At 69.7% G+C, this 23,229-nt stretch carries 19 protein-coding genes and 2 tRNA genes; 7 read left to right on the top strand and 14 right to left on the bottom strand.

Annotated features, from left to right (window positions below; all coding sequences use genetic code 11):
* Positions 1–89: 89 nt before the first annotated feature.
* The 5 genes from LSF15_RS04535 to LSF15_RS04555 all read right to left on the bottom strand — a co-directional run bounded on the left by LSF15_RS04535 (position 90) and on the right by LSF15_RS04555 (position 3,605).
* On the bottom strand, positions 90–758 hold the full coding sequence (locus LSF15_RS04535) for an ATP-dependent Clp protease proteolytic subunit (RefSeq protein WP_232497326.1): 669 nt from the start codon (positions 756–758) through the stop codon (positions 90–92).
* 27 nt (positions 759–785) lie between these two features.
* Positions 786–1,412 (bottom strand): ATP-dependent Clp protease proteolytic subunit, encoded by a 627-nt coding sequence (locus LSF15_RS04540; RefSeq protein WP_308188428.1) that lies wholly within the window; start codon positions 1,410–1,412, stop codon positions 786–788.
* A 33-nt stretch (positions 1,413–1,445) separates the two neighbouring features.
* Positions 1,446–1,928: a tetratricopeptide repeat protein gene (locus LSF15_RS04545; protein WP_232497328.1), complete on the bottom strand. Its 483-nt coding sequence runs from the start codon at positions 1,926–1,928 to the stop codon at positions 1,446–1,448.
* 95 nt (positions 1,929–2,023) lie between these two features.
* The gene (gene tig, locus LSF15_RS04550; RefSeq protein ID WP_232497329.1) at positions 2,024–3,481 is read right to left on the bottom strand and encodes a trigger factor; all 1,458 of its coding nucleotides are present in this window, start codon (positions 3,479–3,481) and stop codon (positions 2,024–2,026) included.
* 50 nt (positions 3,482–3,531) lie between these two features.
* Positions 3,532–3,605 (bottom strand) — tRNA-Pro (locus tag LSF15_RS04555).
* Positions 3,606–3,776: 171 nt separating this feature from the next.
* Here LSF15_RS04555 and LSF15_RS04560 point away from each other — a divergent pair.
* Together LSF15_RS04560 and LSF15_RS04565 are read left to right on the top strand one after the other, a co-directional pair.
* Complete coding sequence (locus tag LSF15_RS04560) at positions 3,777–7,502, top strand: SCO7613 C-terminal domain-containing membrane protein (RefSeq protein ID WP_232497330.1); 3,726 nt, start codon at positions 3,777–3,779, stop codon at positions 7,500–7,502.
* Between the two features lie 93 nt (positions 7,503–7,595).
* Positions 7,596–7,669 (top strand) — tRNA-Gly (locus LSF15_RS04565).
* Between the two features lie 197 nt (positions 7,670–7,866).
* Here LSF15_RS04565 and LSF15_RS04570 read toward each other — a convergent pair.
* Positions 7,867–8,286 (bottom strand): hypothetical protein, encoded by a 420-nt coding sequence (locus LSF15_RS04570; RefSeq protein ID WP_232497331.1) that lies wholly within the window; start codon positions 8,284–8,286, stop codon positions 7,867–7,869.
* Between LSF15_RS04570 and LSF15_RS04575 the strand changes: the two genes are divergently transcribed.
* Positions 8,285–9,160 (top strand): SDR family oxidoreductase, encoded by an 876-nt coding sequence (locus LSF15_RS04575; protein WP_232497332.1) that lies wholly within the window; start codon positions 8,285–8,287, stop codon positions 9,158–9,160. The two genes, LSF15_RS04570 and LSF15_RS04575, sit on opposite strands and share 2 nt — an antisense overlap.
* A 270-nt stretch (positions 9,161–9,430) precedes the next feature.
* Entirely contained in the window at positions 9,431–9,919 is a 489-nt protein-coding gene (locus LSF15_RS04580) for a Dps family protein (protein WP_232497333.1), read from the top strand.
* 72 nt (positions 9,920–9,991) lie between these two features.
* On the opposite strand, the gene LSF15_RS04585 is transcribed toward LSF15_RS04580, so the two are convergent.
* The 8 genes from LSF15_RS04585 to LSF15_RS04620 form a co-directional block, all read right to left on the bottom strand.
* Complete coding sequence (locus tag LSF15_RS04585; RefSeq protein ID WP_232497334.1) at positions 9,992–10,654, bottom strand: response regulator transcription factor; 663 nt, start codon at positions 10,652–10,654, stop codon at positions 9,992–9,994.
* Between the two features lie 96 nt (positions 10,655–10,750).
* Complete coding sequence (locus LSF15_RS04590) at positions 10,751–12,163, bottom strand: sensor histidine kinase (protein WP_232497335.1); 1,413 nt, start codon at positions 12,161–12,163, stop codon at positions 10,751–10,753.
* On the bottom strand, positions 12,153–13,685 hold the full coding sequence (locus LSF15_RS04595; protein ID WP_232497336.1) for a multicopper oxidase family protein: 1,533 nt from the start codon (positions 13,683–13,685) through the stop codon (positions 12,153–12,155). Before LSF15_RS04595 ends, LSF15_RS04590 begins: the two co-directional genes overlap by 11 nt.
* A gap of 166 nt (positions 13,686–13,851) precedes the next feature.
* A complete protein-coding gene (locus LSF15_RS04600; RefSeq protein ID WP_232497337.1) occupies positions 13,852–15,402 on the bottom strand; it encodes an amidohydrolase in 1,551 nt (516 codons plus the stop codon).
* Complete coding sequence (locus LSF15_RS04605) at positions 15,399–16,043, bottom strand: FMN-binding negative transcriptional regulator (RefSeq protein WP_232497338.1); 645 nt, start codon at positions 16,041–16,043, stop codon at positions 15,399–15,401. Before LSF15_RS04605 ends, LSF15_RS04600 begins: the two co-directional genes overlap by 4 nt.
* A 58-nt stretch (positions 16,044–16,101) precedes the next feature.
* A complete protein-coding gene (locus LSF15_RS04610; protein WP_232497339.1) occupies positions 16,102–17,106 on the bottom strand; it encodes an Fpg/Nei family DNA glycosylase in 1,005 nt (334 codons plus the stop codon).
* 8 nt (positions 17,107–17,114) lie between these two features.
* Positions 17,115–17,612 carry a ribose-5-phosphate isomerase gene (locus LSF15_RS04615; protein WP_232497340.1) on the bottom strand — a complete coding sequence of 166 codons (498 nt, stop codon included), beginning with the start codon at positions 17,610–17,612 and terminating at the stop codon, positions 17,115–17,117.
* Between the two features lie 9 nt (positions 17,613–17,621).
* Complete coding sequence (locus LSF15_RS04620; RefSeq protein ID WP_232497341.1) at positions 17,622–18,608, bottom strand: DUF2332 domain-containing protein; 987 nt, start codon at positions 18,606–18,608, stop codon at positions 17,622–17,624.
* A gap of 107 nt (positions 18,609–18,715) precedes the next feature.
* Here LSF15_RS04620 and pepN point away from each other — a divergent pair, with 107 nt between their 5' ends.
* From pepN to LSF15_RS04635, 3 genes are all read left to right on the top strand, one after another.
* Complete coding sequence (pepN, locus tag LSF15_RS04625) at positions 18,716–21,280, top strand: aminopeptidase N (protein ID WP_232497342.1); 2,565 nt, start codon at positions 18,716–18,718, stop codon at positions 21,278–21,280.
* A gap of 187 nt (positions 21,281–21,467) precedes the next feature.
* Positions 21,468–22,379 (top strand): ABC transporter ATP-binding protein, encoded by a 912-nt coding sequence (locus LSF15_RS04630; RefSeq protein ID WP_232497343.1) that lies wholly within the window; start codon positions 21,468–21,470, stop codon positions 22,377–22,379.
* Positions 22,376–23,227, top strand: a complete 852-nt coding sequence (locus tag LSF15_RS04635) for an ABC transporter permease (protein ID WP_232497344.1) — start codon at positions 22,376–22,378, stop codon at positions 23,225–23,227. The genes LSF15_RS04630 and LSF15_RS04635 overlap by 4 nt, the downstream gene beginning before the upstream one ends.
* Positions 23,228–23,229: the final 2 nt, after the last annotated feature.

Here is a 23,229-nt window from a genome sequence, read left to right on the forward strand (position 1 = left end):
CACGGGACATCCGTACGCAGACGAAATGCGGCGGATGTCGCAGGCTGGGGTTCAGCCGCGACATCCGCCGCATTTCGCACGCCGCGACGCTAGCGCGCGATCGCCGGGAGGCTCTTGCGTGACGTGAGCACCTGATCGATGAGGCCGTACTCGAGCGCCTCTTGGGCCGAGAGGATCTTGTCGCGGTCGATGTCGGCGTTGACCTGCTCCTGCGTGCGGTTCGAGTGACGCGAGAGCGTCTCTTCGAGCCACGAGCGCATGCGCAGGATCTCTGCAGCCTGGATCTCGATGTCGCTGGCCTGGCCGTGGCCCGCCTCGCCCATCGCCGGCTGGTGGATCAACACGCGGGCGTTCGGCAACGCCAGACGCTTGCCGGGCGTGCCTGCCGAGGCGATGACCGCCGCGGCCGAGGCCGCCTGTCCGAGCACGACCGTCTGGATCTGGGGACGGATGTACTGCATCGTGTCGTAGATCGCGGTCATCGCGGTGAACGAGCCACCGGGCGAGTTGATGTAGAGGATGATGTCGCGGTCGGGGTCCATCGACTCGAGCACGAGCAACTGCGCCATGATGTCGTCGGCCGACGCGTCGTCGACCTGCACGCCGAGGAAGATGATGCGGTCTTCGAAGAGCTTCGCATAGGGGTCTTGCCGCTTGTACCCGTAGGCCGTTCGCTCTTCGAAGCTCGGCAGGATGTAGCGCGAGCCCGGGGCCTGGACGCCGTTGAAGGCGGTGCCGCCGAAAGCAGGGATGTTCATTCGCTCGTTCTCTCTTCTCTCGGGTGCCTACGCCTGGTCGGTTCCGCCGCCGCCGGCCACGTCGAGTGCCGATTCGCGGATGTGGTCGACGAACCCGTACTCGAGCGCCTCTTGCGCATTGAACCAGCGGTCGCGGTCGCCGTCGCGGTTGATCTGCTCGACCGACTTGCCGGTCTGCGCCGCGGTGATCTCGGCGAGGCGCTTCTTCATGTCGAGGATGAGCTGCGCCTGCGTCTGGATGTCGCTCGCGGTGCCGCCGAAGCCGCCGTGCGGCTGGTGGAGCAGCACGCGTGCGTTGGGGGTGATGTAGCGCTTGCCCTTGGTGCCCGCGGTGAGGAGAAGTTGTCCCATCGATGCGGCCATGCCGATGCCGACGGTGACGATGTCGTTCGGCACGAACTGCATCGTGTCGTAGATCGCCATGCCTGCGGTGATCGACCCGCCAGGAGAGTTGACGTAGAGGAAGATGTCCTTCTTCGCGTCTTCAGCGGCGAGCAGCAACAGCTTCGCCGCGATCTCGTTGGCGTTGTCGTCACGCACCTCGGACCCCAGCCAGATGATGCGGTCCTTCAGCAGTCGATCGAAAACACCGGGGCTGGGTGTCGCTTCGGCCATGTGTCGCTCCGTTTCGTTGTCGCGTTCACTCGAATCTATCCGTTGCAACGCACGCGAACGGGGCTGTTCGCCCTAGGCGGATGCCGTCAGCGCTTCGGCATACGCGGCGAGCGATCTGCGATACCGCGGCAGGTGCGCGGCGAGGGCGGTGAGGGCGTCGGATGCCGCACGCCGGGCATCGCCCGCATCGACGAGCGCGAGCGCTCGGAAGGCCACGACAGCGTCATGCAGCTCCTCGGCCTCGGGTTCGATCGCGTCGAGCAGCGCGATCGATTCGAGCGGCCGGCCCAGGTTGCGGATCGTCGACGCGAGCTGGATGTGCGCCTGCACACGTTCGGCGCCGGTGAGCCCGTTCGCGATCGCCGCCCTGTAGAGCGGTTCTGCCTCGGTCTCGAGGCCCGCCGAGTCACGTGCGCCGGCCCGCTCGAAGAGTGCGACCGGATCGTGCTCTGGCCGCTGGGCGGCGAGCGCGTCGATGCGTCGGATCACCTCGGCGTCGCCGAGTTCGTCGGCACTCGCCCAGATCGCGTCGACCTGCGTCTGCCACTCGGACATGGAACCTCCTCCACGGACGCGGAAGGACCGGACGAATCGTCCGGTCCTTCCGTCGGTCGACTTCCGGCGCGCGCTGCGCGACGCGAATCGAGACCCTACTCGGCGTCAGCCTTCTTGGTTGCGCGCTTCTTCGGCGCAGGCTTCTCGGCGGCGGCCGCATCGGCAGCCTTCTTCGGCGCGCGCTTCTTCGGCGCCGGCTTCTCAGCGGCCTCGGCGTCTTCGACGATTTCTTCGGCCTCGTCGACGACCTCTGCCTCGGCTTCGGCCTCGGCCTCGGCGACGGCGGTGAACTCGCTGAGGTCGATCGAATTGCCCTCGGCGTCGGTGACCTTCGCCTTGCCGAGCGCGATCGCAAGCGCCTTGTTGCGCGCGACCTCGCCGACCATGGCGGGGATCTGGCCCTGCTGGCTGAGGATCTGCACGAACTCGTTGGGGTCCATGCCGTACTGAGCCGCACCCTGCACGAGGTACTGGGTCAGCTCGTCTTGACTGACCTGCACCTTCTCGGCCTCGGCGATGGAGTCGAGCACGATCTGCGTCTTGAACGCCTTCTCGCTCGCCTCGGTGACCTCGGCGCGGTGCTCGTCGTCCTCGAGTCGGCCTTCGCTCTCGAGGTGACGGTGCACCTCGTCGTCGATGACGCTCTGCGCGACGGGTACGTCGGCGAGTTCGAGGAGCTTGTCGACGAGGAGGTCGCGGGCCTGGCTGCCCTGTCCGAACGACTTGTTGCGGGCGACCTGCTGCTTGAGGCTGTCGGTCAGCTCGGCGAGCGTGTCGAACTCGCTCGCGATCTGTGCGAAGTCGTCGTCGGCCTCGGGGAGTTCGCGCTCCTTGACCGCGGTCACGGTGACGGTGATCTCGGCGGTCTCGCCCTCGTGATCGCCGCCGAGCAGCTTGGAGGCGAAGGTCGTGGTCTCGTCGGCCGAGAGCGTGTCGAGCGCCTCGTCGATGCCCTCGAGCAGCTCGCCCGAGCCGAGCTCGTAGGAGATTCCGCTCGCGGTGTCGACTTCGGTGCCGTCGATGACGGCGACGAGGTCGAGGGTCACGAAGTCTCCGGTCTTCGCCGGGCGGTCGACCGTGATGAGCGTGCCGAACCGGCTGCGCAGGCGATCGAGCTCTTCGCCGACCTCGTCGTCGCCGATCTCGACCGAGTCGACGGTCAGCTCGAGGCCGTCGTAGTCGGGCAGCTCGATGTCGGGGCGCACGTCGACCTCGATGGCCAGCAGCAGGTCGCCCGAGAAGTCCTTCTCACTGGGCCACTCGACGATGTCGGCCTCGGGCTTGCCGAGCGGGCGGAGCTCGTGCTCGGCGACCGCGGCGCGGAAGAACCCGTCGAGGCCCTCGTTGACGGCGTGCTCGAGCACTGCGGCCTTGCCGACACGCTGGTCGATGATGGGCGGCGGCACCTTGCCCTTGCGGAAGCCGGGCACGTTGACCTGCTCGGCGATGTGGCTGTAGGCGTGGGTGATGCTGGGCTTCAGCTCCTCGGGCGTCACCGAGATGGTGAGCTTGGCGCGCGTCGGGCTCAGCTTCTCAACCGAAGTGGTCGGCATGTGGAAGATCTCCTGATTGTGTGGAAGTTCGTGTCGAGTCGTGCAACTCGTCGGGGCGACAGGATTCGAACCTGCGACCTCCCGCTCCCAAAGCGGGCGCTCTACCAAGCTGAGCTACGCCCCGAGTCGCCGACTCAACTCGTCGATTCACCCGCGGGCATGCCGAAGCACACGTCAGACGGGTGGACCCCCGAAAGTCTACTGCACGCGGCGACGGCGTGGCTGCGCGGCCGCCCGACGGCGCGCCCTGTGGAGAGCACGCCCTCTCGAATCGCACGCGTGGCAGAGTGTGCGCATGACCGACAGTCCCACGACTGCACCGCAGGATCTGCGCCGCTGGCCGGCCTCTCCCGTCCAGCTCGTCGACACGACGCTCTGCCCGGCATGCTTCGCGCCGCTGACCACGACCCGCTGCTCGCGATGCGACCTCGATCTCGCGGTTCCTGCGGCATCCGACCTGCTCGCGATCGGCAGGCGGCTGCATGACGAGGAGCTGAATCGGCAGCAGGTGATCACGCAGATGCGCGTGGCGCAGGCTGCGCGGTCGCAGCCGCTCGCGGCCGCGCCTGTCATCTCGGCTGCTGCGTCGATCGAGGTCACCGTTCCGCCGGCCGCACCTGAGCCGCCGATCACGCCGGACCCTCGAGCCGCGCACGCTGATCGGAACACGATTGCGGATGTCCCATCGCCCCCGTCGAACGTCGGCGATGTGCCGCCCCCGCCGGTCCGCAGCCGGCAATCGGGCGTGCAGGTACTGCTGCTCACGCTCGGCGTCGTGCTCATCTCGATCACCGCCATCGTGTTCCTCTTCGTCGCCTACCTCGTCGCGAGCCTCGAGGTGCGCTCGGTGATCATCGCAGCTGCGAGCGTGCTCGTGCTCGCGGTCGCGTGGCTGCTGAGGGCGCGGCGCCTTCCCGGCACCGCCGAAGGCGTGGCCGCGGTCGCGATCGTGCTGCTGCTGCTCGATGTGTGGATCGTCCGCGTGAACGAGCTCTTCGGCAGCCACGATCTCGATGCCGCGGCATACGCGGGAGGTGCCCTGCTCGTGGTCGCCGCGCTCCTTGCCGGCACCCGCGCCGTGAGCGGCATCCGGGTGACCGGGTTCGCAGCGGCCGCGCTGATCCCTCCAGCGGTCTTCCTCCTCGTCTTCAGCGCTGCACCGGCGAACGAGTTCGCCACCGGCGCTTGGGCGGGCGCGCTCGCGATCTCGCTCGTCGGTACCGCCGCATTCCTCGCACCTCGTCTGCCCGAACGGGCGATCGTCGCTGCCGCAGGGTACGGAGGCGGCGTGATCGCGCTCTTCGCCGCCGGCTTCGCGACGCCTGATCTCGTGTGGCACCAGGTGTGGGCGTTCCTCGGCGCCACGGTCGCGTGGGCGGCGGCGCTCGTCGTCGCGCGGCTGCGGTCCGCGTCGGTCGCCTCGACCTGGGCTGCCATCGCCGCCCCGGCGCTCGGAGTGAGCGCCGGTCTCACCGCGACCGTCGCCGTGTTCACCGAGCTCGAACCCGGCGTCGCCCTCTGGCTCGCGCCGCTGACCTCGGGCGTGGTCGTCTGCGTCGCTGCGGCCGCGACCCGGCGACCAGCACCGGTCGGCATCGATGGAGTCCGCGCGCTCGCGGGCGCCGGCGCGGTGGCGGTCGCCGCCGCCCTTCCGGCGCTCCTCATCGGCGCCCTGGCCCTCATGCGTCCGATCACCGCGAGCGTTCCTCCGTGGCAACACGAGGTGCTCCCTGAATTCCTCGAATTCGCAGACTCCAGGCCCGCCGTACTCGCGGCACCCTTCGTCGTGGCCGCCGGGCTCACCGGCGTGCTCGCACTGCTCCGGCTCCTCCCGCGACTCGCCGGGCTCCCGGCCGGCCTCCTGCTGGCGGGCGCACTCATCGGCGGCGCGATCGCCGATGACGCGTGGACAGCTGCACTGGTCGTCATCGCGGTCGCCCTCGTGGCCCTCGTCATCGCGACGATCCCACGCGTCGCGAGGGTTGCCGGCCTCGTCGCGGTGCTCGCGGCAGGCGGCATGGTCGGCGCGGCCATGGGATTCGCCCTCGGATACGCGGATGCTGCGGTCTGGCCGTGGGCGACCGCGGCGGTGCTCGCGCTCGCTGTCGCGGGGCGCGTCCTCGCCCGGCGCATCTGGCCTCCGGCGATCGCGGCCGGCGTCGGTGCGGCGCATCTCGCACTCGCATCGGCACTCGCGATCGTCGCGCTGGCCACGCTCGTACCATGGCTCGCGACATCCGATGTGCATCTCGCGGCGCCGTGGGACGCGACCTGGATGTGGGTCGCGACCGGAGGCGCCCTGCTCGTCGCGTGCGCGTCGTTCGTGCGCCTCGGCACCCAGACCGACCGCATCGCGACCGTCGTGCCGGCGCTGCTCGCCACCGTGACATCGCTCGTCACCGCGCTGCTCACGGCACCCGAGACCGGGTGGCGATGGGTGCCGGCCGTCGTGCTCGTCGTCGCAGGATTCGGGTGGATGCGCGCCTCCAACCCGCTCGTGATGCGGGTCGTCTTCGCTGCATCGACGCCCCTCGCGATCGCATACGGATCAGGCACGCTCGGGGCGCAGCTGTTCGGCGACGATTTCGTGGGCGTCGGGCTCGCTTCGGCATCCCTGCTCGCGGCGGCGCTCGCCCACTTCGTGGCACCCGGCGCTCGGCGGGCGCCGTCGATCATGTGGGTCGTCGCGGTCGCCATCGTCGGGGTGATCGCGCTCGCATACGCCGCCTCGGCTGCTCCCGAGCCGTGGCTCGTGCTCCTCATCCTCGCTCCAGTGCCGATCGTGCTCGCCGCCCTGCGGGGCGACCCGTTCACATCGACGGATCCGATGCGCCATCTCGCGTGGGTCAGCCTCGCGCTGGTTGTCGCCGTGGTCTGGGCGTGGCTCGCCGGTGACGGCATCGACGACCTCGAGGCGTATTCCCTGCCACTCGCCGCCGCGCTCGCCGCGACGGCGGGGCTCATCACCGGGCGCCGCACGCCTGCCGGTTCGATGGCGGGCGGTCGAACCGCGCTCTTCGGTTCCGCAGCCGCGGTGGCCGTGCTGCCGAGCGTCGCTTCGAGTGGGGACTCCGAGTTGCGCGCGCTCGTGCTGTGCGCTGCAGGCACCGTCGTCGCGCTCGCCTCGATGTTCCTGCCCGACGCCGCCCGCGGCGTGCCCATTCGACTGCTCGGCACCGTCACCGGAATGACCGCCGTGGCCGGTGCGGCTCTCGTGCGCGGCGGCGCCGTCGCGGCGGGCGTCGAGGGCAGCGTGCTGCCGGTCGAGTTCTGGCCGCTGATCGCACTCGCGACGGGGGTTGTCGTCGCCGTCGCATGGGCTCGCGACGATGCCCGGCCCGATGTGGTCGCCGAGGTGGTGGTTGCGGCCTCCGTCGCCCTCGCCGCAGTGCCGACACTCATCGCCATCGTCTTCGGCATGCAGAGCGACCTGCGTGCCGTCGTGCTGTTCCCGGCGCTCGCCGCGGTGCACATCGCAGGTGGCGCCACGACCGCTCGGCCGATCGCCGGTCCGATTTTCGCATGGACGACGCGTGGTGCGCTCGTGATCGGCGGTGCCATCGCACTCTCGAACGGCAACGTCGACCCGTTCGATGTCGTCACCGCATCAGCCGGGGCCGCCCTCATCGGCTGGGGCGCGATCAGCATGCGCCGCTCCCCCGAGCTCGGCAGCTGGCCGGCGCTCGGCGTCGGACTCGCGGTGCTGCTCGTGCCACCGCTCATCGCCGACTTCACCGACCCCGAACTCTGGCGCATCGTCGCGCTCGGAATCGTGTCGGCAGTGGCGGTGCTGGTCGGCGCCGTTCTGCGACTGCAGGCGCCGCTGCTGCTCGGGGGCGGGGTGCTGCTCGTGCACGCGATCGCGCAACTCTGGCCCGTGATCACCTGGCTCTACGAGGCCGTGTGGTGGTGGCTCTGGCTCGGCATCGCCGGAGTGATCTTCGTGGTGCTCGCCGCGACCTATGAGCGCCAGATGCGTCTCGCTCGCGGGGCGATCGGAGCGATCGTGGCGTTGCGCTAGCTGCACGCCGCACCCTGCACCCTGCACCCTGCACCCTGCACGACCCGGTCGCTTCGGTGTACTACGATGATGCAGTGCCCGCTGGCGGGTCACGGGGATGTAGCTCAATGGTAGAGCCTCAGTCTTCCAAACTGATTACGCGGGTTCGATTCCCGTCATCCCCTCCATATTGAAAAGCCACATGACCGGGCCAGCGCTACGTCACTGCACACTCCCTCTACGTGCTGTTCAACGGCTCCCTGGGGCTTGGGGGGCTGTGCGGTTTGCAGTATCGGGACCACGACCCGGCGACGGGCATCCGCCGGGTTGAACGTCAGGTCTCATCGGTGACTCGCGAGGTCGCCAAGACAATGACCGGCCAACACTAGACGGTCCCACTCTTCGGGCAGGCCAAGAGCCGCCGGGACGAGCAGATGAAGGCGAATCCTGGCCTGCCCTTCGCGCGGCTCTTCACGGTCATGGGAAGCTGGAGAAGCACAAGTTCCAGCGACCCACCTTCTTCGCTGTTGGCATGGCTCTTGTGCAGGTCGGTGACTACAAGACCGGTGAACGCTTCCGCCTCTCCCAGAAGGCGCTGCCGCGATACGCCCGCCAATGTCGCGATCGCGATCTCTGTCCCGGCCGCCTTCAGCGCGATCGCACGAGCCACGGCGTCCCGGCCGGACGAGGCCATCATGAGGGCCTTACCCGAACGTGGGTATCGCCCAGAGGGAAGGTATGGGTGATCCATCCTGTTGCTCTCGATGAGCCGACCGCCGTCGGAACTGATCGAAGGGACTCCCATGACCATCCTCGTCACCGCCGCCTCCGGACACCTCGGCCGCCTCGTCGTCGAGGCGCTGCTCGCGCGCGGCGCCGCCCCCGCCGACGTGGTCGCCGCCGCGCGCGACACCGCCAAGATCGCGGACCTCGCCGCCCGCGGCATCCGCACGGTCGAACTCGACTACGCCCGCCCGGAGACCATCGCGCCGGCACTCGAGGACGTCGACGCGATGCTGCTCGTCTCGGGCACCGAATACGGCGAGCGCGTCGCCCAGCACCGCAACGTGATCGAGGCGGCGAAGGCGGCCGGCGTCGGCAAGCTCGTCTTCACGAGCGCGCCGAAGGCCGACACGAGCGAGCTCGTGCTGATCCCCGACTACCGCGCCACCGAGGAGGTCATCGCCGAAGTCGCGGTCCCGGCCGTGATCCTCCGCAACAGCGGGTACACCGAGAACTACGCACAGGATGTCGCGGGCGCCGCGTCCAGCGGCGTGATCGCCGCCGCCACCGGTGCGGGTCGGGTCGCATCCGCCCCGCGCAGCGACTACGCCGAGGCCGCCGCGGTCGTGCTGCTCGAGGACGGTCACCTCGGCGAGGTGTACGAGCTCGGTGGGGACGCACCGTGGTCGTTCGCGGAGCTCGCGGACGCGGCATCCGTCGCCCTCGATCGCAACGTCGCGTTCGTCGACCAGACTCCGGAGGAGCGCGTCGCGTCCCTTGTCGCGGCAGGCCTCGACGAGGGCGCGGCGGGCTTCGTCGCGGCCATCGACGAGGGCATCGCGCGCGGCGACCTTGCCGCCTCGGACGGCACCCTGTCGCGCCTCATCGGCCGGCCGACCACGCCCCTGGCCGACGCCCTCGCAGACCTCGTCGGCGCGCGGCGCGCCGCCGCCTGACCCCTTCGGCGAACCCGCGCCCTGTCGCACGAATCGACGTCCGGCAGCGCCGGATGCTCGGTTCGTGCGACACAGGGTTCATGTGAGAGCGGATGCCGGCACTGAGCCGCACCGATCAGACCGGGGTCAGTCCGGGGCAGTTATGTACCGCTGCCGGGACATCCGTGCGGTCGAATGTCAACCCCGGATCAGCCGAGCCTTCCCTTCCTTGAAATACCCGGGCATCCGCGTAGCGTTGAAGACGACAACGAGACAGGGAAGGTTGACACGATGACCGACATCCAGACCGCACCGAAGACCGGATCGAATGCCGACGTCGCCGCAGGCGTCGCCCAGTACCTCACCCCCGTCGTGCACGAACTGATCGCCCTCGCCGTCAACGGCAAGCAGGCGCACTGGCATGTTCGCGGCGCGAACTTCATCGCCGTGCACGAATTGCTCGACGAGGTCGTGGCGCATGCGCAGGGCTGGTCAGACCTCGCCGCCGAGCGCGTCGTGGCCCTTGGCCTTCCCATCGACGGGCGCCTCGCGACCGTCGCGTCGAAGACCGGCGCCGAGAACCCCAAGCTCGGGTTCCTGCCCTACGACGAGGCGATCGCCGGGGTCGTCGCGCAGATCGATGTCGCGACCGAGAAGGTCAACGCCGCGATCGACGGGCTCGCCGAACTCGACCCCACGAGTCAGGACGTCGCGATCGAGATCCGGCGCGGCCTCGACAAGGATCGCTGGTTCCTCTTCTCGCACATCGCCGTCAAGTAGCGATGGCGGGCTCACGGGCCCGGGTGCAGGATGCCGATGTGACGGCGGATGCACCTGGGCCCGAGTCGTCAGCTAGCGCTGCAGCCAGGTGAGCACGGCGAGCACGCGTCGGTGATCGGTGCCCGAGTCTTCGAGGCCGAGCTTCTGGAAGATGGAGGTGACGTTCTTCTCGACGGCGCCGACGCCGATGAAGAGCTGCTTCGCGATGCCGGCGTTGGTGCGGCCCTCGGCCATGAGCTCCATGACCTCGCGCTCGCGCGGCGTCAGCGAGGTGAGGGGGTCGCTGCGCCGCGAGAGCAGCTCGCGCACGACCTGCGGGTCGAGCACCGTGCCGCCTTCGCTCACGCGCTCGACCGCGTCCTCGAGCTCGTCGAGCGATGCGACCCGGTCTTTCAGCAGGTACCCCATGCCGCCCTCGCCCGACGAGAGCAACTCGTGGGCGTAGGTGCCCTCGACATACTGGCTGAGCAGCAGCACTCCGACCGAAGGCATGCGCCGACGAAGCTCGATCGCCGCACGCACGCCCTCGTCGCGGAACGTGGGCGGCATTCGGACGTCGAGCACGGCGAGATCGGGCCGAGTCTCGTCGAGCGCCGCGAGCAGCGAATCGGCTTCACCGTAGGCGGCGACGGTCTCGAACCCGGCCTCGTCGAAGAGCCTCACGAGCCCTTCGCGCAACAGCATCGAATCCTCGGCGAGCACGATGCGCAAGGGGCTGCGGGGGGCGTCCGTCATGCCCCCACACTATCGGCGGCGGTGCCGCCCGCCGGTCGAGTAGCGAGCGCATCGAGACCCACCCCGGGATCTCGATACGCGTCGACTGCGTCGGCACTACTCGATCGACGGCGGCGGCGGCGCGGATGCCGCGACGGGGGTGTAGGGAATGTGCGCGCCGATCGTGGTCGGCCCCCCGACGGGGCTGTCGACCACGAACATGCCGCGAAGGCCCTGCACTCGATCGGCGAGCCCGGCGAGCCCATGCCCCGGCTCCGCGGTCGCGCCGCCACGACCGTTGTCGGTCACCCAGACGTCGAGCCAGTGCCCGGCGGCCCCCGCGTCGCGGGTCGAGGCCACGAGTCGGATGCCCCGCGCCTCGGCGTGCTTCGCGGCGTTCGTGAGCAGTTCGGCGACCACGAAGTAGGCATTGCGTTCGATCGAGGCCGGCACCGAGGCATCCGACGGCAGATCCACCTCTACGGTGACCGGCACCGGGCTTCGCGTGGCGAGCGACTGCAGGCCGACCGCGAGGCCGCGGTCCTGCAGGATCGGCGGGGCGAACCCGCGCGACAGCGCGCGCAACTCGTCGAGCGTCTCGCGTGCCTGATCTCGGGCCTCTCCGAGCAGTTCGCGAGCATGCTCGGGATCGCGTTCGAGCTTGCGCTCGATCGTCGCGAGGTCCATCTGCAGGCGCACGAGGCGCTGCTGCGGACCGTCGTGGATGTCGCGTTCGAGGCGGCGCAACGACGCGTCCTCAGCCTGCACGGCGGCACCGCGCGATGCCGAGAGTTGCGCGACCTCGCGCTCGAGCGCCTCTGAGCGCCACGCGCTGAGCGTTCCGCGCGCGATCACGTCGTGCAGCAGCGTGAGCCCGCGGAAGACGAACGGAAGCGTCGCGAGGAAGATGATGCCGACGACGAACTCGAAGATCGTCTCGCCGAGCAGCGGGTCGATGTTCCAGGTGTTGCCGGGGAACAGGAAGTCGATCACGACGTCGTGCAGCCAGAAGTCGGTGTCGTTGCGCCCGTCGGGAATCGTGCGATACCAGATCCAAGCGGTCGTGCCGCCGAGCGCCACCGACGTCCACGCGACCGTGATGCTCCACGAGATCACGCTGACGATCGGGTTGATGATCATGCCGTGCAGCAGGTAGAGCCAGTAATGGCCGTCGATGAAGGGCGCCCACATCGTGCGCCAGAAGCCCTGGTTGCGGTCGCTGCGCTCCCACACGGGTCTGGCGATCCCCGGTCGGCCCGCCCACTCCAGCCGAACCAGTTCGAGCGAGCCGAAGCCGCGCGCCACGTAGAGCGATGCGACGACGATGAAGATGCCGACGACGATCGCGATGAGGCCGAGACCCGTGAAGAACGCCGACGCCAGCACCACGAGGGCGAGGATCGCGATCGGCATGGTGAGAATGAGGAAGGCGAACTCGCGCGGCACGGTCGCCCACAGCGACCAGTAGCCGCGGCGCTTCGCCGGGCGGCCGTCGGTGCGCGGCTGCGTGAGGGTCGTGTCAGTGCTCATCGTGGGTTCCTCCAGTCATCGTGGCAGACTGCCCGGGATCGACGACGGCGAACTGGCCCATCATGCCCTGATCTTCGTGCCACAGCAGGTGGCAGTGGTACATGTACGGGGTGTCGGTGTCGGCGTAGTCCTCGAAGCGCATCAGCAGTTCGTATTCGGTCTCGGGCTCGGTGAAGATCGTGTCCTTCCACCCCGCCAGTTCGGGTGGGGGCGCCTGCCCGTCGATCGTGGCGATGCGGAACTGGACGTCGTGCACGTGGAAGCTGTGCGGCACCTGCGTCGTGTTCGCGACGACCCACCGCTCGAGCGTGTCGACCGTGACCGTCTCATCGATGCGGCCCATGTCCATCGCCGCTCCGTTGATCTCGAAGCTGTCGCTCAGCTCGAACCGGCGGGTCGTCGCGACCGCGGATTCGTCGAAGTCGGCGATCGTGGTGAGCTGCGCGGGCACGACCGCAGCCGGGTCGAGCGTGTCGGCGGCACGCACTTCGAGCACGTCGAACGCGTCGCTGCCTCCGTTCGTCGCGGCGACCGGGCCGACGAGGCCGGCGATCTCGGGCGTCATCGTCGACTGCAACACGAGGCGTTCACCGGGCGTGACCCGCACGAGGACCTCGGCGCGCTCGCCGGGCGACAGCCGCACATGGTCGAGCGAAACCGGGGCCTCGAGCAGTCCACCGTCGGTCGCGATCAGCTCGACCGGTCGACCGTCGCTCCAGGTGAACGCGTACGTTCGCGCCGTCGATGCGTTGAGCACACGCAGCCGCACGAGCTCGTCGGAAACCTCGACGTACGGCCCGCGGGTTCCGTTGACGATGAGTTCGTCGCCGAGGCCGCCGGCGTAGCCGCGCTGCTTGCTCTCCTGCTCGCCGTCGGCCGAGAACCCGGAGTCCTGCACGATGACCGGGATGTCATCGACGCCGTACTCCCCCGGCAACCCGAGCGAGCGCTCGTGCTCGTCGTGCAGGATGAACATGCCGGCGAGGCCGCGGGCGACGTGGTCTTCGGTCTCGCCATGCGGGTGCGGATGGTACCACAGGGTCGCCGCCTGCTGGTCGATGTCCCATTCGGGCGACCATGCGGCGCCCGAGTCGACCATCTGGTGCGGGCCGCCGTCCATCTCGGCGGGCAGGTGCATGCCGTGCCAGTGCACGGTCGTCGGCTCGTCGAGCGAGTTCGTCACGTCGACGCGCACCCGCTCGCCACGATCGGCGACGAGCGTCGGGCCGAGGTGGCCGCCGTTGAATCCCCAGGTGTCGCTCGCGACGCCCGGCTCGAACTCGGTGGTTCCCGCCTGCGCGTCGAGCGCGAACACTCGGGTGCCGTCGGCGTCGACCGTCGATTCGGCGAGCGGCGGGATCGCGAGCGGTGTGTCGAACTCGACGTCGCCGATCGTCGAGACGGGTCCCGGGGTGACGATGCCGCACCCGGCGAATGCGACGGCGACGAGCCCGCCGGCGGCGATGGCCGCGAGCGTCGTGGCGACCGTCGCGCGTGGTCTGCGTAGGGAGGTCTGAAGCATGACTCCAGCCTCACGATTCGTGCGCACCCGCCCCAGCATGCGAGCGCCCGAAAGCCACCGGGGGTTATCCCCCGCCGCCGGTCGGATGGGTGCGCCAGCGCCGTATCGAAACCTGGTGACCGACCCTCGAGCTCGCGTCACCAGGTCTCGATATGCTCCTTCGTCGCTACCCGACCGACGAGGAGTGGGTGAACCGGCCGGCGAGCAGCGTCGCCGCGACCGGCATGGTGCGAAGCGCGGCGGCCGATGTCGCGAGCGGGTCGAGTTCGACGACCGCCAGGTCGGCCGTGCCCCCGACGACCGGCAGGATGCCCCGACGGCCGGTCGACGCGGCGACCGCGGCACGCGCCTCGATCGCCTGTTCGGGGTGCCACGGCTCACGGCCGTCGCGCGAGCGCCCGACCGCCGCCGAGATCGCGATCCACGGGTCGAGCGGGGCGACGGGTGCATCGGAGCCGAGCGCGAGCTCGACCCCTGCCGCGGTGAGTTCGGCGAGCATGAACGCGCGGTCAGTGCGTCCGGCCCAATAGCGTTCGGCGACGTCGCGATCGTCCATCGCGTGCTCGGGCTGCACGCTCGCGACGATGCCGAGGTCCGCGAAGCGGGCGACATCCGTTCGCCGCAGCAGCTGGGCGTGCTCGATCGACCCGCGCACGCTCGCGGCGCGCCCCCGCTGTCGGCGTGCGGCGAGCTGCTCGAACGCGTCGAGCACTCGCGCGTTCGCCTGGTCGCCGATGGCGTGCACGGCCGGGGTGATGCCGGCGTCGGCCGCGCGGATCATGAGCGGCAGGAGCTCGTCGTACGGCACGGTCGCGAGGCCGTAAGGGTGATCATCGCCCTCGAGCCCCGGGTACGGGTCGAAGCACCACGCGGTGCGGGTGTTCAGGGAGCCGTCGGTGATGACCTTGTACCCGCCGACGGTGACGAGCCCGCCGGTCGACGGCACCTCGTCGCCGGTGTGTAGCCCTTCGGCGATCGCCCGCTCGAGGTGCTGGGTGTAGATGCCGAACGACACACGAAGTGCGTTGAAGCCCGATGCCGCGCGACGCGCCCAGTCGTCGCGGTTCCAGCGCATCTCGTAGTCGGTGATTCCGACGACCCCGCGCGCCGCTGCACGCGCGGCGGCTTCGGCGACCCAGTCGTCGAGCACGTCGTCGGCGACGTCGTCGATCTCTCGGACGAGTCGGAAGCAGTCGTCTTCGCGCAACACTCCGCTCGCGTCGGTTGCCTGCTCGACACCATGGCGGCGCAGCGCAGCCGAGTTCAGCCAGCACGCGTGCAGGTCGGCCGAGACGAGCACGACCGGCACCGCACCCGACACTGCATCGAGCACCGCACGACTCGCCGGCTCGGGCCAGAGACTGTCGCGATAGCCGAACCCGATCACCTCGGTCGCACCGGCGGCGACGGATGCCGCGACCAGCGCCGCGGCATCGGCCGCGGATGCGGCACCGGCGAGATCGAGGCGTCGCGACGCCATCGCCCACTGCGAGAAGTGCACATGGCGATCGTGGAGCCCCGGAAGGACCCAGCGGCCATCGAGCTCGACGCGACGGACGACGGACGGCGCCGCAGCGGTGCCCGAGGGCGCGATCATTGCGACCACGCCCCCGTCGAGATGCAGGTCGAAGAGCCCCTGCTCGCCGGCGAGGCGGGCACCGACGAGCAGCATCGGCTCCGCGGCATCCGCACTGGGCCGCGAACCGGCCGCCGTCATCGGCGCGCCGCCCGCAGCGCCTCGTGCGTGCGACGCATCTCGGCGGCGAGCGGGGGGCTGGCGTACGGCCCCGCGCCCTCGAGCTCGGCGATGATGCGGTCGACGGTCTCGTCGGGCCGGTTCTGGCTCATCTTGTTCTTCGCGACGAATCGGGTGATCGGGATGCGCAGCCCGACTGTGCCTGTGGCGATGCGGTCGGCGTACTCGGAGTTCGCGAGGGTGCCGCGCATGCGGCGCGGCTCTGGCATCGCGTCTTCGAAGTGGTCGACGAGCGCTTCGAGCACGCGAAGGTTCTCGTCGGCGTCGAGCAGTTCGGGGGTGCCGTGCAGGTGTGCCGTGACGAAGTTCCACGTCGGAACGGCGGGGTTCGCGTCGTACCAGCCGGGCGAGACGTACCCGTGCGGCCCCTGCACGATGACGAGCACCTCGTGTCGACCGAGTTCGTGCACGAGGTCGTCGGGCTTGCCGACGTGCGTGAGCAGCACGATGCCGTCGGCGTCTTCGTCGAGCAGCACGGGGTAGTGCGAGGCGACCAGCCCCGAGGCATCGGTCATACTCACGATCGTCGCCCACGGATGCTCGCGGACGAGGCGCTTCACACCCTCGTCACTCGCGAGGGTGAAGCTGGGGTTCTGTCGCATACGGTTCCTTCGGTCTCGATACGGGTCTTGATACGCTTCGCTACTCGACCGGCGGTGGTCAGGCCTGGCAGTAGGGGCACCAGTAGAGCTTGCGGCCGCCGAGTTCCTCGAGCACGATGTTCGTTCCGCACACGCGGCAGGGCAGGCCCTCGCGCTTGTACACCCAGTGGCGGTCGTCGCGATTGGCCATGGCGGCCCGGTACGCCTCGGGTTCGAGGTCGTCCATCGTCATCATCTGACCGGTCTCGACGCCGATCGAGAGCAGCCTCGCCCAGTCGTGCCAGAGGTGGCGCACATGCTCCTCGGGCACCTGTCGGCCCGGCGTGTGCGGGTTCTGCCTCGCCCTGAAGAGCAACTCGGCGCGGTAGACGTTGCCGATGCCGGCGACGACGCTCTGGTCCATGAGCAGCAACGCGATCGCCGTGGGCTTCTTGCGGATCACCTGCGTGAACCGATCTTCAGCGGCGGGCCCCGCATCGATGAGCGGGTCGGGACCGAGTTTGCCGACGACCGCCTCGACCTGTGCCGGGTCGAGCACCTCGCACGCGGTCGGGCCGCGCAGGTCGGCGACGATCGTGTCGGTGAGCAGCCGCACCCGCACCTGGCCGATCGGCTCGGGCGGGAACGTGTCGAGCGCGTTGCCCTCCTTCTCGGACTCCGACATGCGCAGCCGGGTGCGCCGGGGCGCCCCGATCGAGGTGAGCGAGTTCTCGCCCGCGGCGTCGAACACCACCGCGTCGGGGTTCGGCCCCTCGAGGAACGTGCCCTGCTGGTTCGTCTGCCCCATGCGGCCGTTCGCCGAAGCGATCGTGGCGTCCATCAGGATGTCGCCCGCGAAGTCCCACGCGCCGTACATGCCGAGGTGCACGCGCAGCCACACGCCGCCCTCGAACCCGAGGAACATCTGCTTTCCCACGGCGCGGGCATCGGTCATCCGTCGCCCGTCGATCTCGGCAGCACCGACGGTGAACCGACCCTGCGGGCTCGACGCCTTGACGACGTGGCCGACGAAGTTGCGCTCGAACTGGCGGGTGATGCGGTGGACGGAGTGGCCCTCGGGCATGGCGCCTCCTACGCGTCGAGGCGGTCGACGCCCTTGCCGGCGATATCGCCGGTGGTCTCGTACTCGAGGAGCTGCGCGATGCGCCGCACGTGGCGCTCGTCGCCCGAGAACGGCTCGGCGATGAACGCGTCGATGTAGCGGATTGCCTCTTCGACCGTGTGCTGGCGCGCACCGATCGAGATGACGTTGGCGTCGTTGTGCTCGCGCGCGAGGATCGCCGTGTCCATGCTCCACACGAGCGCGGCGCGGATGCCCGTCACCTTGTTCGCGGCGATCTGCTCGCCGTTGCCCGACCCGCCGAACACCACGCCGAGCGTGCGCACGCCCGCAGCCTGGTCGCGTGCGACAGCCTGCGCCGCGTTGATGCAGAACGCCGGGTAGTCGTCGAGCGCGTCGTACCCGGTCGGCCCGTGGTCGACGACCTCGTGGCCGCCGTTGGTCAGGTGGTCGACGAGCGTGCGGCTGAACTCGAGGCCGGCGTGGTCGGTCGCGATGTGGATGCGCATGGGCCAAGTCTAGGGATTCGGCACCCAGGTGAGCGCGCGCCCGTGGGGCTGCGCCCATGCGTGTTGCACGCCGTCGATCGCGAGCACGAGGTCTGTGCCGTCGTTGGCGACGTCGTCACGCACGCGGACGCTCGGAAGCACCGTGCGCGGCTCCACCGAGAGCCAGTGACCCGGCAGCGCCCCGACCGACTCGACGAAACGCCGGCGCCCTTCCTCGCCGAGATACATCAGCACGACCGTGTGGAAGACGACGAGCGTCGCGTCGACCGGCGCCTCGGCCGCGAGCGCGGCGAGTCGTGCGTTGAGGTCGCCAGCGACGATGCGCGGCGGCTGGGCGGCGGCGATGCCCGCGGCCGCGCGCAGGCGCTCGCGGCGGTCGTCGTGTTCGGGCCACACGAGCGCGTCGAGCCAGGCCAGGTCGTCGGGGCGGGTCACATCGAGCGGGTTGAGGTCGATGCCGGCGCGCCACACGACGTCGGGCATGCGATGGGGCACGGGCACCGGTCCCGCGATGGCGCAGTCGAGCACCACCTCACTCGGCCCGTCGGCCGGATCGAGCCGGGGATGTCCCGGGTAGCGGTAGCTGTACCGGTCGGGGTAGAGGCAGAGACCGGCGGATGTCCCGACCTCGAGCAGCGCGAGCGGCCCCTCGATCTCGGCGAGCGCGGGCACGTGCAGCGCGCACCGGGCGGCCTCGTTGGTCTGGGTGGCGTGCGTCTCGGCGGTGGCGCGGACCTCGACCCAATGGGCGTGCAACCAGTCGCGGAACACCGCGTAGGGACCGAGCGGCGCCCCCTGGAAGCGAGCGGCCGAGAAGACGAGATTCGGCTGCCGCTTCGCCGACGGCAGTTCGTCGACGAGCGCGATCGTGCCCGGGTCATCTGCCAGACCGAGCGCCCATGCCTCGTACGTGGCGGACATGCCGCGCGCCTCGACCTCGGCGAACGAGCGGTACCGCTCGGCAGTGGGCGCGTTGGAATCGACGCTGGTGCGCATGGTGTCACGCTACTCTCGACGCCGGCTGCGGCGCACGGCGCGGCCGGGTCTAGGCTGAGTCACGTTGCCTGCGGCCACGAGCCGCGTCGATATGCGAAGGAGCGCACGTGCCCGGAGAGAATCTCACCCGAATCGAAGCCGAGGAGCGCGCGGCGCTCGTGACGGTGCACGACTACGATGTCGTGCTCGACGTCACCACCGGTCCCGAGGTGTTCAAGACCACCACCACGGTGCGGTTCGCGGCGACCACACCGGGTGCCTCGACGTTCATCGACGCGATCACCGCGGCCGTGCACTCGGTCACGCTGAACGGCGTCGAACTCGACCCGGCCGACGTGAGCGACGGCGTGCGCATCCAGCTGCCGAACCTCGCCGCCGAGAACGAGCTCGTCGTCATCGCCGACGGCAACTACATGAACACGGGTGAGGGCCTGCATCGCTTCGTCGACCCCGTCGACGACGAGGTCTACCTCTACACCCAGTTCGAGGTGCCCGATTCGCGGCGAATGTTCGCGGTGTTCGAGCAGCCCGACCTGAAGGCGTCGTTCCGCTTCACGCTCACGGCGCCGTCGCATTGGGAAGTCGTGTCGAATCAGCCGACTCCCGAGCCCGAGCTGCACAGGTCGACGCGCCGCGCCGACGACGTGTCGACCGCCACCTGGGCGTTCTCGCCGACGCCGCGTATCTCGAGCTACATCACCGCGCTCGTGGCCGGCCCGTACCACGTGGTGCGCGACGAGCTCACGAGCGCCGACGGTCGCACGATCCCTCTCGGTGTGTTCAGCCGCAAGAGCCTCGCCGAGCACCTCGACGCCGACTACATCTTCGAGAAGACGAAGCAGGGCTTCGAGTACTTCGAGGCGAAGTTCGACGTGCCGTACCCGTTCGAGAAGTACGACCAGATGTTCGTGCCCGAGTACAACGCGGGCGCCATGGAGAACGCCGGCGCGGTCACCTTCACCGAGTTCTACGTGTTCCGTTCGAAGGTGACCGATGCCGTGCGCGAGCGCCGCGTCGTCACGATCCTGCACGAGCTCGCGCACATGTGGTTCGGCGACCTCGTCACCATGAAGTGGTGGAACGACCTGTGGCTCAACGAGTCGTTCGCCGAGTGGGCATCGACGATCGCGACCGCCGAGGCCACCGAGTGGACCGAGGCGTGGACGACCTTCAACTCGATGGAGAAGAGCTGGGCCTACCGCCAGGACCAGCTGCCCTCGACGCACCCGGTCGTCGCGACCATCAACGACCTCGAAGACGTGCAGGTGAACTTCGACGGCATCACGTACGCCAAGGGCGGGTCGGTGCTCAAGCAGCTCGTCGCGTGGGTGGGCGTCGACGCGTTCTTCGAGGGCGTCTCGGCGTACTTCAAGAAGCACAGCTGGGGCAACACGACGCTCGCCGATCTGCTCGCCGAGCTCGAGACGGCCAGCGGCCGCGATCTCTCGGCGTGGTCGGGGCTCTGGCTCGAGACCGCGGGCGTCAACACCCTGCGCCCTGAGATCGAGACGGATGGCTCGGGCACGATCACCTCCTTCGCCGTGCTGCAGTCGGCCACGGCGGAACACCCCACCATCCGCCCGCATCGCCTCGCGATCGGGTTCTACGGCCTCTCGGGCGGCAAGCTCGTGCGCGACCACCGCGTCGAACTCGACGTCGACGGCGAGCGCACCGAGGTCGCCGAGCTCGTCGGCCGCGTACGCCCCGACCTCGTGCTGCTGAACGACGACGACCTCGCCTACGCGAAGATCCGCCTCGACGAGCCCTCGCACGGCGTGGCCCTCGCGAACCTGTCTGCGATCGAAGACCCGCTCGCGCGAGCACTCGTGTGGAGCTCGGTCTGGGACGCCACCCGCGACGCCGAGACCCGCGCGAGCGACTACCTCGCACTCGTGCTCGGCAACATCGCAAGCGAGACCGAGTCCACGACCCTGCGCATCGTGCTCGCCAACGCGAACCTCGCGGCGAGCGCGTACACCGCGCCCGAGCGTCGCGCCGAGGCGCGCGCCGCCCTCGCCGACAGCTTCTGGAAGCTGTCACAGGAGGCGGCTCCGGGCAGCGACGCGCAGTTCCAGTTCGTGATGAACTTCGCCGCGATCGCCGAGGCGGGCTCGCACGTCGACGACCTCGAGGCCCTCTACAACGGTTCGCTCACGCTCGAGGGGCTCGAGATCGACACCGATCTCGGCTGGGAGCTGCTGATCGCGCTCGTCGCAGCAGGCCGTGCCGGCGACGCCGAGATCGATGCCCGCCTGGCGACCGACAACACGGCGACGGGGCAGCAGTCCGCCGCGCACGCTCGCGCCGCCATCCAGACGGCCGAGGGCAAGGAGCGCGCCTGGGCGTCGCTGATCGACGTCGACACGGCGACGAACACCGTCGTGCGCGAGACCGCCGAAGGCTTCCTGCGCGCCGATCCCGCGCTGCTCGAGCCGTTCGTCGCGCGCTACTTCGAGATGCTCGAGCGCATCTGGGAGGAGCGCAGCTACGCGATCGCCGAGAAGCTGGTCGATGGGCTCTACCCGTCGCCGCTCGCGAACCGCGCGCTCGCCGACGCGAGCCGCGCATGGCTCGACGCGCACCCGGAGGTGCCCGCACTGCGCCGACTCGTCATCGAGCGGCTCGCGGGCGTCGACCGCGCCCTCGCGGTACAGGCGCGCGACGCGCAGTAGGCAGCATCCCGCCGGTCGGGTGGCGAAGCGTATCGAGACCCCGTCACGAGGTCTCGATACGGCACCGGCGCGGCTACTCGACCGGTGATCGGGGCGGTGGGCGTCGTACCTCGGTACGATCGCCCGCCGCCCGAAACCATTCCCGAGGCCGATGTGCCCGGGTCGTGGCATCCGTAGTTTCGATGTCATGATCACTGCAGAAGGACTCACCAAGCGCTTCGGCGCGAAGACCGCCGTCGACGACATCTCGTTCACCGTGCGGCCCGGCCAGGTCACCGGCTTCCTCGGCCCGAACGGCGCCGGCAAGTCGACCACGATGCGCATGATCGTCGGCCACGACCGTCCGAGCGACGGCGGCGTGAAGGTCAACGGCAAGCACTACGCGCAGCACCGCGCCCCCCTCCGCGAGGTCGGCGCGCTGCTCGACGCGAAGGCCGTGCACACCGGACGTACCGCAGAGAACCACCTCCTGGCGATGGCCGCCACGCACGGAATCAGCCGACAGCGCGTGCGCGAGGTCATCGAACTCACGGGGCTCGAGTCGGTCGCTCGCAAGCGCGTCGGCGGGTTCTCGCTCGGCATGGGCCAGCGCCTCGGCATCGCAGCTGCGATGCTCGGTGATCCCGCCACGCTCATCCTCGATGAACCCGTCAACGGTCTCGACCCCGAGGGCGTGCTGTGGGTGCGCCAATTCGTGCGGCACCTCGCCGCCGAAGGGCGCACGGTCTTCCTCTCGTCGCACCTCATGAGCGAGATGGCCCTCACGGCCGACCACCTCATCGTGCTCGGCAAGGGTCGCATCATCACCGATGCCCCCGTCGCCGACGTCATCGCGGGCGGCACCGGCTTGCGGGTGCACGTGCGCTCGCCGCACGCATCGCAGCTCGCCGACCTGCTCGCCGGGCCCGACATCACCGTCATGCGTGCCGAGGCGGGTGTGCTCGAGGTCACCGGCCTCGACGCACCCGGCATCGGCGACCTCGCCGCGCAGCATTCCCTCGCCATCCATGAACTCACTCCCAAGAACGCGTCGCTCGAGGAGGCCTACATGGCCCTGACCGCCGACGCCGTCGAATACCGCACGGAGGCACTCCGATGACCACCATCACCCCCACAGAACCGCGCACCGCGTCGGGCTCCCCCGCCTCCTCGCTCAGCTTCGGCGGCATCCTCCGCTCCGAGTGGATCAAGCTGCGCACCCTGCGTTCGACCGTGTGGTCGTACCTGTTCGTCGTCGTCATCATGCTCGGACTCGCGCTCATGCTGTCGCTCACCATCGCGAACGGCGGCTTCAACGCACCCGACGCCCCCGGCGGGTCGGCTGCCGACCAGGCCGGCCTCTTCGTGCAGTCCTCGACATTCGGCGTGTTCCTCGCGCAGCTGGTCGTCGCGGTGCTCGGCGTGCTCGTCATCACCGGCGAGTACAGCACCGGCATGGCCCGCTCGACCTTCACCGCGGTGCCCAAGCGCCTGCCGGCACTCGCCGCGAAGGCCGCCGTGCTCTTCGTCGTGACCTACCTGATCAGCCTGGTCGCCGGCATCGGCGCCTACTTCGTCTCGGCCGCCGTCTACGCCGGCCACGACGTCTCGGCGAGCCTCACCGACCCCGACGTCTTCATGCCGATCCTCGGCGCCTCGCTGTACCTCGCGCTGCTCGCCGTCTTCGCGCTCGGCGTCGGCACCATGGTGCGCTCGAGCGCCGGCGGCATCGGCATCGTCCTCGCGCTCATCCTGGTGGTGCCGACCGTGCTGCAGCTGATCCCGGCGGAGTGGGCCCAGGACATCCACCCGTACCTGCTGTCGACGGCAGGCACGAACATGTTCGCGCCCACCGAGGTCACCGGCACCGAGACGCTGACGGCGTGGCAGGACCTGCTCGTCGTCCTCGGCTGGGTCGGCGCCTCAGTGGCGGGCGCGGCCACGCTGCTCGTGAAGCGCGACGCGTAGAG

Source organism: Agromyces humatus, assembly GCF_021228295.1.
Taxonomy (GTDB): Bacteria; Actinomycetota; Actinomycetes; order Actinomycetales; family Microbacteriaceae; genus Agromyces; species Agromyces humatus.